Origin of the sequence: Pseudomonas sp. NPDC086581, from assembly GCF_044746165.1 — a bacterium.
Classification (GTDB): domain Bacteria; phylum Pseudomonadota; class Gammaproteobacteria; order Pseudomonadales; family Pseudomonadaceae; genus Pseudomonas.
Genome location: NZ_JBIVBR010000005.1, coordinates 195,365 through 208,199, shown reverse-complemented (window position 1 = coordinate 208,199; position 12,835 = coordinate 195,365). Strand labels below are relative to the sequence as shown.

Annotated in this window: 13 protein-coding genes; 7 read left to right on the top strand and 6 right to left on the bottom strand. The window is 66.0% G+C overall.

Annotation, left to right across the window (positions count from 1 at the left end; translation table 11 throughout):
- Positions 1–6 precede the first annotated feature (6 nt).
- Together ACIPK7_RS12575 and rpoE are read right to left on the bottom strand one after the other, a co-directional pair.
- Positions 7–591: a sigma-E factor negative regulatory protein gene (locus ACIPK7_RS12575; RefSeq protein WP_024765536.1), complete on the bottom strand. Its 585-nt coding sequence runs from the start codon at positions 589–591 to the stop codon at positions 7–9.
- 31 nt (positions 592–622) lie between these two features.
- Positions 623–1,207 carry an RNA polymerase sigma factor RpoE gene (rpoE, locus tag ACIPK7_RS12570; protein ID WP_017516654.1) on the bottom strand — a complete coding sequence of 195 codons (585 nt, stop codon included), beginning with the start codon at positions 1,205–1,207 and terminating at the stop codon, positions 623–625.
- A gap of 461 nt (positions 1,208–1,668) precedes the next feature.
- On the opposite strand from rpoE, the gene nadB reads away from it, so the two are divergent.
- Positions 1,669–3,285 (top strand): L-aspartate oxidase, encoded by a 1,617-nt coding sequence (gene nadB, locus ACIPK7_RS12565; protein WP_401088022.1) that lies wholly within the window; start codon positions 1,669–1,671, stop codon positions 3,283–3,285.
- Here the strand turns inward: nadB and ACIPK7_RS12560 are convergent.
- Positions 3,254–3,706 carry a protein YgfX gene (locus ACIPK7_RS12560; protein ID WP_401088020.1) on the bottom strand — a complete coding sequence of 151 codons (453 nt, stop codon included), beginning with the start codon at positions 3,704–3,706 and terminating at the stop codon, positions 3,254–3,256. The two genes, nadB and ACIPK7_RS12560, sit on opposite strands and share 32 nt — an antisense overlap.
- Positions 3,690–3,944, bottom strand: coding sequence for a succinate dehydrogenase assembly factor 2 (locus ACIPK7_RS12555; protein ID WP_192435347.1), 255 nt, complete (start codon positions 3,942–3,944; stop codon positions 3,690–3,692). The genes ACIPK7_RS12560 and ACIPK7_RS12555 overlap by 17 nt, the downstream gene beginning before the upstream one ends.
- A gap of 170 nt (positions 3,945–4,114) precedes the next feature.
- On the opposite strand from ACIPK7_RS12555, the gene ACIPK7_RS12550 reads away from it, so the two are divergent.
- Together ACIPK7_RS12550 and ACIPK7_RS12545 are read left to right on the top strand one after the other, a co-directional pair.
- Entirely contained in the window at positions 4,115–5,050 is a 936-nt protein-coding gene (locus ACIPK7_RS12550) for a folate-binding protein YgfZ (RefSeq protein ID WP_192435349.1), read from the top strand.
- Positions 5,051–5,095: 45 nt separating this feature from the next.
- A complete protein-coding gene (locus ACIPK7_RS12545; protein ID WP_401088018.1) occupies positions 5,096–5,932 on the top strand; it encodes an HDOD domain-containing protein in 837 nt (278 codons plus the stop codon).
- 157 nt (positions 5,933–6,089) lie between these two features.
- Here the strand turns inward: ACIPK7_RS12545 and ACIPK7_RS12540 are convergent, their stop codons facing one another.
- Together ACIPK7_RS12540 and ACIPK7_RS12535 are read right to left on the bottom strand one after the other, a co-directional pair.
- Positions 6,090–7,496, bottom strand: coding sequence for a sensor histidine kinase (locus ACIPK7_RS12540; RefSeq protein WP_401088016.1), 1,407 nt, complete (start codon positions 7,494–7,496; stop codon positions 6,090–6,092).
- Positions 7,489–8,160, bottom strand: a complete 672-nt coding sequence (locus ACIPK7_RS12535; RefSeq protein ID WP_024765529.1) for a response regulator — start codon at positions 8,158–8,160, stop codon at positions 7,489–7,491. The genes ACIPK7_RS12540 and ACIPK7_RS12535 overlap by 8 nt, the downstream gene beginning before the upstream one ends.
- 286 nt (positions 8,161–8,446) lie before the next feature.
- On the opposite strand from ACIPK7_RS12535, the gene ACIPK7_RS12530 reads away from it, so the two are divergent.
- The 4 genes from ACIPK7_RS12530 to ACIPK7_RS12515 are packed head-to-tail and all read left to right on the top strand — an operon-like array spanning position 8,447 to position 12,791.
- Positions 8,447–9,736, top strand: a complete 1,290-nt coding sequence (locus tag ACIPK7_RS12530) for an OprD family porin (protein ID WP_401088014.1) — start codon at positions 8,447–8,449, stop codon at positions 9,734–9,736.
- A gap of 29 nt (positions 9,737–9,765) precedes the next feature.
- Positions 9,766–10,743, top strand: a complete 978-nt coding sequence (locus tag ACIPK7_RS12525) for a Bug family tripartite tricarboxylate transporter substrate binding protein (protein WP_401088012.1) — start codon at positions 9,766–9,768, stop codon at positions 10,741–10,743.
- Between the two features lie 49 nt (positions 10,744–10,792).
- The gene (locus tag ACIPK7_RS12520) at positions 10,793–11,260 is read left to right on the top strand and encodes a tripartite tricarboxylate transporter TctB family protein (protein ID WP_401088010.1); all 468 of its coding nucleotides are present in this window, start codon (positions 10,793–10,795) and stop codon (positions 11,258–11,260) included.
- Between the two features lie 10 nt (positions 11,261–11,270).
- Positions 11,271–12,791 carry a tripartite tricarboxylate transporter permease gene (locus ACIPK7_RS12515; protein WP_401088006.1) on the top strand — a complete coding sequence of 507 codons (1,521 nt, stop codon included), beginning with the start codon at positions 11,271–11,273 and terminating at the stop codon, positions 12,789–12,791.
- The last annotated feature ends 44 nt before the right edge of the window (positions 12,792–12,835 follow it).

The window sequence follows — 12,835 nt, the reverse complement described above, 5'->3', positions numbered from 1 at the left end:
CGCAAATCAGCGGCTTTCCAGGCTCGCGGCGCGTGCGTAAGGCAGGGCGCTGTCAGTGCCACTGACGGCGGACTGCTGAGCATGTTGACGCAGGTAACCCGGAAGACGCTGCTCGTGCCAGGTGGTCTGCCCACCCTGGGCATTGGTGATCACCTGCGGCGCCTCGTCCTGAGTGTAGCCTGCCAGTACCGCCGGACCTTGCACTTGCGGCAGGGCGATCTGCGGAGTGGCGCCTTGCTGGGCAAGGCCGTTGGCAACACTGTCATCCTGGTGGTACATGCGCACACCGGCCAGAACAGCCAGGGTCACCGAGGCGGCGACAGCCAGGCGGCCGACGTTGCGCCACGGATTGCGACTGCGCGGCGCCGGTACGGCTTCATCAGCCAGCGCGGCGGACACGGCGGCAGCAATGTCCAGCTTGGGCATGGCCGGCTCGCGGTGCATCACGGCACGGGCCAGTTGGTAACGGGACCAGGTGGCCCGCAATTCGGCGTCCTCGCCGCAGGCTGCAAGCACACGCCGCAGCTCAAGCTCATCCGCCTCGTTATCCATTACCGCGGACAGCGACTCCTGCAGGGCTTCACGACTCATAGCGGTACCTCTCTTGGCTTCTGCCGCTGTATCAGACTTCATCATGCAGCAACGGCTGCAAAGCTTTGTCGATCGCTTCCCGCGCACGGAAAATCCGTGAGCGGACGGTTCCCACCGGACACTGCATCACGGTGGCGATATCTTCGTAACTCAGGCCTTCAAACTCACGCAGGGTCAAAGCCGTGCGCAAGTCATCGGGCAACTGCTGGATGGTGCGATGGACGGTTTCCTCGATCTCATCCCGCAGCATGGCTCTTTCCGGCGACTCGATGTCCTTCAGGGCATGATCGCCGTCGAAGAACTCCGCGTCCTCTGCCGTGACATCGCTGTCCGGCGGCCGCCGACCGCGCGCAACCAGATGGTTCTTCGCGGTGTTGATGGCGATACGGTACAGCCAGGTATAAAAGGCACTGTCACCCCGGAAGTTGCCCAAGGCGCGATACGCCTTGATGAATGCTTCCTGTGCAACGTCCTGGGCTTCCTGGGCGTCGTGCACGAATCGCACGATGAGCCCCAGAATCTTGTGCTGGTATTTCAGCACCAGCAGGTCGAAAGCCCGTTTGTCTCCGCGCTGTACCCGTTCAACCAGTTGCTGATCCTGTTCCTGGGTTAGCATGAATGCTCCTCTGAAAACCTGGAGGAGCTTCGAGCACCCTGGTAAATCGTCCTGCCAAGATAGACTCGGGTCTTTTGCAAAAGTTCTCCCCTCCAAGCATGCGCCGCACAGTTTTTTCACATTTGCGGCAATCGGACCCCGACATGCGTCCGAAGCCCGTCAAATTCAACTGCACCGGGCGGAACACCCGCTCCCCTTCCGCGCAATGTCAATCTGCACGCAAAGTTGATTGGGTATTCCGAGTTCGAACCGGAACGTCTGAAAAAGTTCCGGGGATTTGCCGTGATCGTTCAATGACTTCGACTCCACCCCTGGCGCTTGCCGGACCGGCTTGAGCGGGGAAGAAAGCCTCCCGCCCTGCGACTGCCGTCCCGCGGCACGCGCCTTCGGTGTCATCGGTTCGCCAGTATTGTGCCGTGGCCCCCTTCTATATACTAGGGCGCCATTTTGTGGAGCCGGGTATGAGTCAGCATTTCCAGCACGATGTCCTAGTGATCGGCAGCGGGGCCGCCGGCCTGACGCTGGCATTGACGCTGCCTTCGCACCTGAAGATCGCCGTGCTGAGCAAGGGCGAACTGTCTCAGGGCTCCACTTTCTGGGCCCAGGGCGGCGTCGCCGCCGTGCTGGATGACACTGATACCGTGGAGTCCCACGTCGAGGACACTCTGATCGCCGGCGCCGGTCTGTGTCGCGAGGACGCAGTCAAATTCACCGTCGAGCATAGCCGCGAGGCCATCCAGTGGCTGATCGAACAGGGCGTGCCTTTCACCCGCGACCATGAACCGGGCCGCGAAGACGGCGGTTTCGAATTCCACCTGACCCGTGAAGGCGGCCACAGCCATCGCCGGATCATCCACGCCGCCGACGCCACCGGCGCCGCGATCTTCAACGCCCTGCTGGACCAGGCCCGGCAAAGGCCGAACATCGAACTGCTGTCGCAACGGGTCGCCGTCGACCTGATCACCGAGCAGAAACTGGGGATGGACGGTCAACGCTGCCTCGGTGCCTACGTGCTGGATCGCTCCACCGGCGAAGTGGACACCTTCAGCGCGCGTTTCACCGTGCTCGCCTCCGGCGGCGCCAGCAAGGTCTACCTCTATACCAGCAACCCCGACGGCAACTCCGGCGATGGCATTGCCATGGCCTGGCGCGCCGGCTGCCGGGTCGGCAACCTGGAGTTCAACCAGTTCCACCCGACCTGCCTGTACCACCCGCAGGCCAAGAGTTTCCTGATCACCGAAGCATTGCGCGGCGAAGGCGCCCTGCTCCGCCTGCCGAATGGCGAGCGCTTCATGCCGCGCTTCCACACCCTGGGCGAACTCGCCCCGCGCGATGTTGTGGCCCGTGCCATCGACCATGAGATGAAGCGCCTGGGCATCGACTACGTCTACCTGGATATCAGCCACAAGCCGGCCGAGTTCATCCGCGAGCACTTCCCCACGGTCTACGAGCGCTGCCTGGATTTCGGTATCGACATCACCCGCGAGCCCATCCCGGTGGTGCCAGCGGCGCACTACACCTGCGGCGGCGTGCTGGTGGATTCCCAAGGCCGTACCGATATACCGAATCTCTATGCCATCGGCGAAACCACCTTCACCGGCCTGCACGGCGCCAACCGCATGGCCAGCAACTCGCTGCTGGAGTGCTTTGTCTACGCCCGCTCCGCCGCCGCCGACATCCTCGCCGAACTGCCCAAGGCCCAGACGTTGGTCGCGCTGCCCTGTTGGGACGCCAGCCAGGTGACCGATTCGGACGAGGACGTGATCATCGCTCACAACTGGGACGAGCTGCGGCGCTTCATGTGGGACTACGTGGGCATCGTGCGCACCAACAAGCGCCTGGCGCGCGCCCAGCACCGGGTACGTCTGCTGCTGGACGAGATCGATGAGTTCTACTCGAACTACAAGGTCAGCCGCGACCTGATCGAGCTGCGCAACCTGGCCCAGGTAGCCGAGCTGATCATCCTCTCCGCCATGCAACGCCACGAGAGCCGCGGCTTGCACTACACGCTGGACTATCCGGACCTGCTGCCCGAGGCCCGTGACACTATCCTGGCGCCGTCCACCTATTGCGGCTGAAGCGCAGACGCACGCGCAGGCGCCGGTGCAACTCCGGCGCCAATGCATCGGCCGGCACGCAGACACTGCGCGCCAGCCAGTCGCCGGGACGGCGGAAACGCAGGACGATCAACGAGGGCAGCGCCAGGCTGTCCGGCAGCAACCGCACCGGTTGAAAGCCCGCCCGCTCGCTCCACAACTGCCAGCCCTCAGCGTTGTGGCGCAGCGCACGCACCGAATCAGGCGCGCGCAATAGAATCCGCCCAGGCACAACCAGAGCAGCGTGCAGCAGGCAGAGGCTCAGGCCGAGCGTTTTCCAGTGAAGGGGAATGTCCGCGAGCAATAGCGCCAGGACGGCGCAGCACTGCGCGGCGAGATAGGCCGCCAGCAAACCGATGGACGGTTGCCAGCGACACTCGAAGGGGTCACTTCGGCTGGACACGGTCCAGGATCATGCGAACGATGATACGCAGGTCGGCATCTTCCGGCTCGCCGCGCTGCATGAACCAGCCGAACATGTCCTGATCCTCGCACTCCAGCAGCTTGCGGAAGCGCGCCTGATCATCGGCCGGCAGGCCCGGATAGACTTCCTGGACAAAGGGCACCAGCAGTACGTCCAGTTCCAGCATGCCGCGGCGGCTGTGCCAGAAAAGGCGTTTGAGTTCGATTTCGTCGTTCATCTGCGGGGCACCTCGATTAACAGCGGGCGAATACGTCTTGATGCTCGCGAAGCCGACGGACGGCGCGAGCCGAGCGGCATTATACGCATGCTCGGCTCACCCGGCACCCGCTGACAAGGCTGGGCCTGGGCTCTATCATGAGGCCCCTAACTTTCTTCCAGCGAATCGTGATGACCGACTCCGCTTTCTACACCGAACTCAATCACGAAGGGATTCTCGCCGTCCGTGGCGCGGACGCCGGCAAATTCCTCCAGGGCCAGCTGACCTGCAACCTCAATTACCTGAACGCCGACTACTCCAGCCTCGGCGCCCGCTGCACGCCCAAGGGCCGCATGACGTCCAGCTTCCGCATCCTCGCCGAAGGCGAAGGCTTCCTGCTGGCCATGGCCAATGACCTGCTGGAGAGCCAACTGGCGGACCTGAAGAAGTACGCGGTGTTTTCCAAGGCCACCCTCGCCGATGACAGCAGCCAGTGGGCGCGCTTCGGCCTGAGCGGTGCGGACGCCGTCCTTGCCGAACTGGGCCTGAGCCTCTCCGGCGAAGCCGACCAGGTAGCGCGGGCCGACGGCCTGATCGCCATCGGCCTCGGCCAGGGCCGCGTCGAACTCTGGGCACCGGCCGAGCGCGCCGCCGCCATCGCCGACCTGTTGCAGGCCCGCCTGCCCCATGCCGAGCTCAACGACTGGCTGCTCGGCCAGGTTCGCGCCGGCGTCGGCCAGGTATTCGGCGCCACCCGCGAGCTGTTCATCCCACAGATGATCAACCTGCAGGCCGTGGGCGGCGTGAGCTTCAAGAAGGGCTGCTACACCGGCCAGGAAATCGTCGCGCGCATGCAGTACCTGGGCCGCCTCAAGCGCCGCCTGCAGCGCCTGAAACTCGATGGCGCCGAACTGCCGGAGCCGGGCCGCGAGCTGTTCTCGCCGGTGCACTCCACCAGCGTCGGCGAAGTGGTACTGGCCGCCCGCGCGGCCGATGGCGTAGAGCTGCTCGCCGTGCTGCAGGACGACGCCGCTGCCGACGGCAACGTGCGCCTGGGCGAGGACCAGCCCCTGCGCCTGCTGGACCTGCCTTACGTTCTGGACAGCGACCGCGAGATCCAGCGCTGAATATCGTGCCGGGCGGGGAGCCCGGCTTTCCCTGAAGGACACTTCATGAGCAAGCTTGCCGAAAAAGTACAACAGGAACTGCTGCGGGCCATCGACAACGATGAGCTGGTGCTGCCGACGCTGCCGGAAGTCGCCCTGCGCGTCCGTGAAGCGGCGGAAAACCCGGACATCAGCATCCAGGATCTGGCCAAGGTGATTGGCAACGATGCAGCTCTGACGGCGCGCATCATCAAGGTGGTGAACAGCCCGCTGCTGCGCACCAACAAGGAAATCACCGACCTGCAGATGGCGATCAGCCGCCTGGGGATCAACTACACCTGCAACCTGGCCACCGGTCTTGCCATGGAGCAGATGTTCCAGGCCACCTCCGACGTGGTTGACCGCAAGATGCGGGAGGTGTGGAACAAGAGCACCGAGATCGCCGGCATCTGCCACGCCCTGTGCCGCCACTACACCCGCCTGGCGCCGGATCAGGCGACCCTGGCCGGCCTGGTGCACCAGATCGGCGTGCTGCCGATCCTCACCTACGCCGAGGAGCACAGCGAACTGCTGGCCGACTCCATCAGCCTCAACCACGTGATCGAGCGCATCCACCCGATCATCGGCGACCGCATCCTCAAGGCCTGGGACTTCCCTGCGCCGATCGCCGCGGTGCCGGGGCAGCACTTGGACTTCAGCCGCGACTCGGCCAAGGTCGACTACGTGGACATCGTCCAGGTCGCCACCCTGCAGAGCTACCTCGGCAGCCAGCATCCCTACACCGAGCTGGACTGGGCGACCATCCCGGCCTTCGCCAAGCTGGGCCTGGACCCGACGGCGGACGTGAAGGAAGACGAAGACCTCTCCGCCGCCATGGAAGCGGCGATGAGCATGCTTCAGTAAGCGACGTCGAAGGCGAGCCGGTAGAGGTCAACCTGTAGGAGCGAGCTTGCTCGCGAAGGGGTTTCGCTGCCGAAAGGTTCGCGAGCAAGCTCGCTCCTACGAAAAAACCTCGCCACCTTCGAAACCCGCCCTCTCCGGCGGGTTTCGCGTTTCTGGCTCAGGCGTTTTCCGCCGGGAAGGTCACCCGTACCCGCAGCCCGCCCAGCTCGCCCTGGCCCAGTTCGATACGGGCGCGGTGCGCGCTGCAGATCTCGCCGACGATGGCCAAACCCAGGCCGGTGCCCTGCTGGCGGCGGCGGTAGAAGCGGCGGAATACCTTGTCGCGCTCCTCCGGCGGGATGCCGGGGCCGTCGTCCTCGACCTCCAGCTCCGCTGGCGAGCGCACGCGGATGATCACGTTGCCGTCCGCCGGGGCGTGGGCGATGGCGTTGTCCACCAGGTTGCTGAGCAGCTCGTTGAGCAGGGTCGGATCGCCCTTGACCCAAACCGGCTCGTCCGCCTCCAGCGCCAGCGCAACGCCGCGCGAGTAGGCCAGCGGCGCAAGGGCCAGACCCAGCTCCCGCGCCAGCTGACTGAGATCGACATCCTCTCCCGCGCCTTCGGCGATCGCGCGGGCGCCGCTTTCCACTCGCGCCAGGGACAGCAACTGGTTGGCCAGTCCGGTCACCCGGTCGGTGTTCTGCACCGCGTCGACCAGCGTCGCGCGCCATTTCTGCGGGTCCTGCTCGCGCAGGCCAAGCTCCAGCCGCGCCTTGAGCGCTGCCAGCGGGGTACGCAGCTCATGGGACGCCTCGGCAATGAACTGCGACTGGCGGTCGAACAAGCCGCGCAGGCGCACAGTGAAGTGGTTGAGCGCTGCCACTAGAGGGCGCAGTTCCTTCTGCACACGGACTTCCGGCAACGGTCGCAAGTCGTCCGGCTGACGCTCCTCCACCGCTCCGCGCAGGCGGTCGAGCGGGCGCAGGCCGGCGCTCACCGCGTACCAGACCATCATCAGCGCGGCGATGGCCGACAACGCGAGGTTGAGCAGGGTATCGGCGAGCAGGTTGCGCGCCAGCCGCTCGCGGGCGCCCATGGTTTCGGCAACACGGATTTCCGCCATGCCGTTTACCGTCGGCTGGCTCACCGGCTGCAGCAGGCTGACCACCCGCACACCCTGCCCTTCGTAGGTGGCGTCGTAGAACTTGGCCAAGGCCGGATAATCGTCGGTGCGTGGCGCGGTCGGCAGCGGCGCCGGGAGATTCTCGTAGCCGGAGATCATGTTCCCCTGCGGATCGATCACCTGGTAGAAGATGCGCCCGGCGCTGTCGTACTCGAAGCTGTCCAGCGCCACGTAGGGCACATTGGCGCGCAGGGTGCCGTCGCTGGCGTAGAGGCCGTCGGCGATGTCCCGTGCTGACGCCAGCAGGGTGCGGTCATAGGCGATGTCGGCGGCGTGCCGGGCGCGCCAGTAGGTGGCCGCGCTACCGATCAGCAGCAGCACCAGCAGCAGGCCACCGAGGCGCCAGAGCAGGCGCCCGCGCAGACTGCCCGTACCGGGAAGCAACCAGCGCCGTTCAGCCATCCTGGGCCTCGAGCAGATAGCCCAGGCCGCGGAAGGTGACGATGCGCACCGAGCTGCCTTCGAGCTTCTTGCGCAGGCGGTGCACGTAGATCTCGATGGCATCGGCGCTGGCGTCCTGGTCGAGGCCGAACACCTGGGCCGCCAGTTGCTCCTTGCTCATCACCCGCCCCGGCCGGGCAATCAGCGCTTCCAGCACGGCCTGCTCGCGGGAGGTCAGGTTCATCGCCTGCTCGGCCAGCGTGAAGCGCCGCGCGCCAAGGTCGTAGACCAGCTCGCCACAGCGCTGCTGCTGTTCACCGCCCAGCACACTGCGGCGCAGCAGGGCCTTCACCCGCGCTTCCAGCTCGGTGAGTTCGAAGGGTTTGGCCAGGTAATCGTCGGCGCCCAGGTTCAAGCCGTGCACGCGGTCGCGCACTTCGCCTCGGGCGGTGAGCATCAGCACGGGCAGGGTCTTGCCGCGCTCGCGCAGGCGCGCCAGCACCTGGAAGCCGTCCAGTCGCGGCAGGCCGACATCGAGGATCGCCAGCGCGTAGTCCTCGCTGGCCAGGGCCAGGTCGGCGGCCACGCCGTCCTGTAGCAGGTCCACGGTCCAGCCGGCGCCCTTGAGCGCCTGGGCGACGCTTTCACCGAGTTGCGGATGGTCTTCAACCAGGAGGATTCGCACGGATTTCTACCCCTCGGACTACAGGTTCGGGCCGGCAGTTTACCCATCCGCGCGCCCCTGTGAATGGGGGAAATTCGCTGAAATCACTGCGAAAGGAGACTGAAAGCCTGGCGAAAGCTTAGCCCGTTAGCATCGCCAACGAGCCGCCTCCCAACCCCGAATACTTCAGCGCCGACTGCCCAGGCGCAACGGCGGGAGCAGCGGACTCGACGACGGCAAAGACCGTCAACAGAGCGGAAGGCGGCGTGGTGCCCTTTCGCGACAACAACAAGAACGGAGACCACAGATGCCCACCGCCCGGCCTTTGGCTGCACCGGCTTTTTCCAAGCCCAGTTCCCGCTGTCTGCCCCCCGCCCTGCTGGCTTTCGCCGGGGTCGCCCCGCTGTGCGAAGCCGCCGGCTTCCTCGAAGACAGCAGCGCCGCGCTCAGTACCCAGAACATCTACTTCAACCGTGATTTCCGCGACGGCGCCGGCCAGTCCAAGCGCGAGGAATGGGCGCAGGGCTTCATCCTCGATTTCCAGTCCGGCTACACCCCCGGCACCATCGGCGTCGGCCTGGATGCCATGGGCATGCTCGGCCTGAAGCTCGACTCCTCCCCGGACCGCACCGGCACCGGCCTGCTGCCGACCCACGACGACGGCCGCGCCGCCGACGAGTACAGCAAGCTCGGCCTGACCGCCAAGTTCAAGGCCTCCGAAACCGAGTTGAAGGTCGGCAGCCTGATCCCCGACCTGCCGACTCTGCAGCCCAACGACAGCCGCCTGTTCCCGCAGACCTTCGAGGGCGGCCTGCTCAACTCCACCGACCTGCCCGGCCTGAACTTCACCGGCGGGCGTCTGGAGAAGGTCAAGGACCGCGACTCCACCGACTACACCGACCTGGCGCTGAACAACAAGAACCGCCGCTTCTCCGGCGGCAGCGCCGAAGGCAAGCACTACGACCTGGCTGGCGGCGACTACAAGTTCACCGACCACCTCACCGGCCGCTACCACTACGCGCAGCTGGACGAGGTCTACCGCCAGCACTTCGTCGGCCTGCTCGCCAGCTACCCGCTGGGCCCCGGAAAATTCAGCGCCGATGTGCGCCTGGCCATCAGCGATGACCAGGGCGAGGCGCGCGGCGGCGAGATCGACAACCGAGCCTTCAACGGCATGCTTGGCTACGCCATCGGCGCCAACAAGTTCAGCCTCGGCTGGCAGCAGATGAGCGGCGACAGCGCCTTCCCCTACATCGACGGCAGCAACCCCTACCTCGTCAACTTCGTCCAGGTCGGCGACTTCGCCGAGACCGACGAGCGCTCCTGGCAGGTCCGCCACGACTACGACTTCGCCAAGCTCGGCATCCCCGGCCTGACCCTGATGAATCGCTACATCAGCGGTGACAATGCCAAAATCAACGGCATGGACGGTCACGGCAAGGAATGGGAGCGCAACACCGACATCAAGTACGTGATCCAGAGCGGCCCGCTCAAGGACGTCGCGGTGCGCGTGCGTAACGCCACCTACCGTTCCAGCTTCGCGCGGGACGCCGACGAGACGCGTATCTACCTCAGCTACTCCCTGGCGATCTGGTAAACCGACAACAACAAGAGAGGCATCGCACCATGACCACCGTCCTGCGCAACCTGACCCTCGCCGGCGCCACCCTGCTCGCCGCCAGCCAACTAATGGCCGAGCCCAAGCGCCCGGAATGCATCGCCCCCGCCTCCCCGGGCGGCGGCTTCGACCTCACCTGCAAGCTGGCGCAAAGCGCCCTGGTGGACGAGAAGCTACTGACCAAGCCGATGCGCGTCACCTACATGCCCGGCGGCGTTGGCGCCGTGGCCTACAACGCGGTGGTCGCCCAGCGTCCGGCCGATGGCAACACCATCACCGCCTTCTCCAGCGGCTCGCTGCTGAACCTCGCCCAGGGCAAGTTCGGCCGCTTCGACGAGAACGCCGTAAAGTGGCTCGCCGCCGTGGGCACCAGCTACGGCGCCATCGCGGTGCCCAGCGACTCACCGTACAAGAACCTCGGCGACCTGGTGGCCGCGCTCAAGACCGACCCGGGCAAAGTGGTGATCGGTTCCGGCGGCACCGTCGGCAGTCAGGACTGGATGCAGACCGCGCTGATCGCCAAGGCCGCCGGCATCGATCCGAAGCAGCTGCGCTACGTCGCCCTGGAAGGCGGCGGCGAAATCGCCACGGCGCTGCTGGGCGGGCACATCCAGGTGGGCAGCACGGACATCTCCGACTCCATGCCACACATCCGCGCGGGCAAGATGCGCATCCTCGCGGTGTTCTCCGAGGAGCGCCTGAAGGATGAAGGCATGGCCGACATCCCGACCGCCAAGGAGCAGGGCTTCGACATCGTCTGGCCAGTGGTGCGCGGCTTCTACGTCGGGCCGAAGGTGAGCGAAGAGGACTACCAGTTCTGGAAGGCCTCCTTCGACAAGCTGCTGGCCTCGGAAGACTTCGCCAGGCTGCGCGACCAGCGCGAGCTGTTCCCCTTCGCCATGACCGGCCCGGAACTGGACGCCTATGTGAAGCAGCAGGTCGCCCAGTACAAGCAGCTGGCCCGCGAGTTCGGCCTCATCCAGTAACGCCCCGAGCGGCGCCGCCTTCCACGAAGGCGGCGCCAGGAGACTCCCCATGTCCCGTACCAGCCTCTTCCAGCGGCTGTTCGCCGGCGCCTGGCTGTTCGCCTGCGTCGCCTTCGCCCTGATCGCCTGGCAGCTCCAGGCGCCCTTCTCCTACGAACCGGTCGGCCCGCGCGCCTACCCACTGCTCTGCCTGGGCCTGATGGCTGTGGGCCTGGCCTGGCTGATCGCCCGTCCCACGCCGATCAAGCGCGAGGACGACGAGCCGGCGCTGGAAGGCGCGCTGCTGGGCAAGGTGGTGCTCTGCGTCGTGCTGCTGGCGGTGTATGCCGGCCTGTTCGAGCCGCTGGGCTTCATCCCCGCCAGCGCCCTGGTCGGCACCTTCATCGCGCTGATCTACGGCGGCCGCCCGGCGGCCAGCGTGATCACCGCAACGCTGCTCGCCATCGGCCTCTACGTGCTGTTCGACCGCACTTTGGACGTCCCGCTGCCGCTGGGCATCCTCGACCCCCTGCTCTGAGGAACTCGTCATGGAAACTTTGAGCTATCTCGGACAGGGCTTTGGTGTCGCCCTGAGCCCGTACAACCTCATCACCGCGCTGATCGGCACCCTGATCGGCACCGTCGTCGGCCTGCTGCCGGGCCTGGGCCCGATCAACGGCGTGGCGCTGCTGATCCCGGTCGCCTTCGCCCTCGGCCTGCCGCCGGAGTCGGCGCTGATCCTGCTGGCCGCCGTGTACCTGGGCTGCGAATACGGCGGGCGAATTTCCTCGATCCTGCTGAATATTCCCGGCGAAGCCTCCACCGTTATGACCACCCTCGACGGCTACCCCATGGCCCGCAACGGCCTGGCCGGCGTGGCCCTGTCGCTGTCGGCCTGGAGCTCGTTCATCGGCGCCTTCATTGCCACCTGCGGCATGGTGCTGTTCGCCCCGCTGCTGGCGAAATGGGCCATCGCGTTCGGCCCCGCGGAATACTTCGTGCTGATGGTCTTCGCCATCGTCGCCCTCGGCGGACTGGCCGGCGACCGGCCGCTGAAGACGCTGCTGGCGGCGCTGCTCGGGCTGTTCCTCTCCAGCGTCGGGATCGACGCCAACAGCGGCGTGTACCGATTCACCTTCGACAACATCCATGTCTCCGACGGCATCCAGTTTGTCGTGCTGGTGCTGGGTCTGTTCTCGGTGAGCGAAATCCTCCTGCTGCTGGAGAAGACCCACCACGGCCACAAGATGGTCGAGGCCAGCGGGCGCATGCTGTTCAACATGAAGGAAGCGGCCTCGGTGGCCGTGGTCAACGTACGTTGCGGCCTGCTCGGCTTCATCATGGGCGTGCTGCCCGGCGCCGGTGCGACCCTGGCCAGCGCCGTGGCCTACATGACCGAGAAGAAGCTGGCCGGTGAAACCGGCAAATTCGGCAAGGGCGACCTGCGCGGCCTGGCTGCCCCGGAAACCGCCATCGGCGCCTCCGCCTGCGGCGCCCTGGTGCCGATGCTGACCCTCGGCGTCCCCGGCTCGGGCACCACCGCGGTCATGATCGGCGCGCTCAGCCTGTACAACATCACCCCCGGCCCGCTGCTGTTCCAGGAACAACCGAACATCGTCTGGGGCCTGATCGCCTCGCTGTTCATCGCCAACGTCATGCTGATCATCCTCAACGTGCCGATGGTGCGGGTGTTCACCCGCATCCTCTCGGTGCCGAACTGGGCGCTGGTGCCGGGCATCGCGATCATCACCGCCATCGGTGTGTATGCCGTGCACGCCACCACCTTCGACCTGTTCCTGATGGTCGCCATTGGCATCCTCGGCTACATCCTGCGCAAGCTGGACTTCCCGCTGTCGCCGCTGCTGCTGGGCTTCATCCTCGGCGGGCTAATGGAGCAGAACCTGCGCCGCGCACTGTCCATCTCCAACGGCGAACTGGGCATCCTCTGGTCCAGCCCCATCGCCATCGGCACCTGGGCGCTGGTCGCGCTGATGCTCGGCCTGCCGCTGTACCGCGCTTGGCGCAAGCGCGCCCGTCGTTCCCGCGAGGCGGTAGCTGACGCCGCTTAAAGCAACCACGCTCGCCGCGTCGAGACACGCGGCGATTTTCAAGG

What these genes read in the sequence shown, in the direction of transcription:
- ACIPK7_RS12575 (WP_024765536.1), bottom strand. Translation starts at nt 591, where the DNA reads ATGAGTCGTGAAGCCCTGCAGGAGTCGCTGTCCGCGGTAATGGATAAC.
- rpoE (WP_017516654.1), bottom strand. Translation starts at nt 1,207, where the DNA reads ATGCTAACCCAGGAACAGGATCAGCAACTGGTTGAACGGGTACAGCGC.
- nadB (WP_401088022.1), top strand. Translation starts at nt 1,669, where the DNA reads ATGAGTCAGCATTTCCAGCACGATGTCCTAGTGATCGGCAGCGGGGCC.
- ACIPK7_RS12555 (WP_192435347.1), bottom strand. Translation starts at nt 3,944, where the DNA reads ATGAACGACGAAATCGAACTCAAACGCCTTTTCTGGCACAGCCGCCGC.
- ACIPK7_RS12550 (WP_192435349.1), top strand. Translation starts at nt 4,115, where the DNA reads ATGACCGACTCCGCTTTCTACACCGAACTCAATCACGAAGGGATTCTC.
- ACIPK7_RS12545 (WP_401088018.1), top strand. Translation starts at nt 5,096, where the DNA reads ATGAGCAAGCTTGCCGAAAAAGTACAACAGGAACTGCTGCGGGCCATC.
- ACIPK7_RS12540 (WP_401088016.1), bottom strand. Translation starts at nt 7,496, where the DNA reads ATGGCTGAACGGCGCTGGTTGCTTCCCGGTACGGGCAGTCTGCGCGGG.
- ACIPK7_RS12530 (WP_401088014.1), top strand. Translation starts at nt 8,447, where the DNA reads ATGCCCACCGCCCGGCCTTTGGCTGCACCGGCTTTTTCCAAGCCCAGT.
- ACIPK7_RS12525 (WP_401088012.1), top strand. Translation starts at nt 9,766, where the DNA reads ATGACCACCGTCCTGCGCAACCTGACCCTCGCCGGCGCCACCCTGCTC.
- ACIPK7_RS12520 (WP_401088010.1), top strand. Translation starts at nt 10,793, where the DNA reads ATGTCCCGTACCAGCCTCTTCCAGCGGCTGTTCGCCGGCGCCTGGCTG.
- ACIPK7_RS12515 (WP_401088006.1), top strand. Translation starts at nt 11,271, where the DNA reads ATGGAAACTTTGAGCTATCTCGGACAGGGCTTTGGTGTCGCCCTGAGC.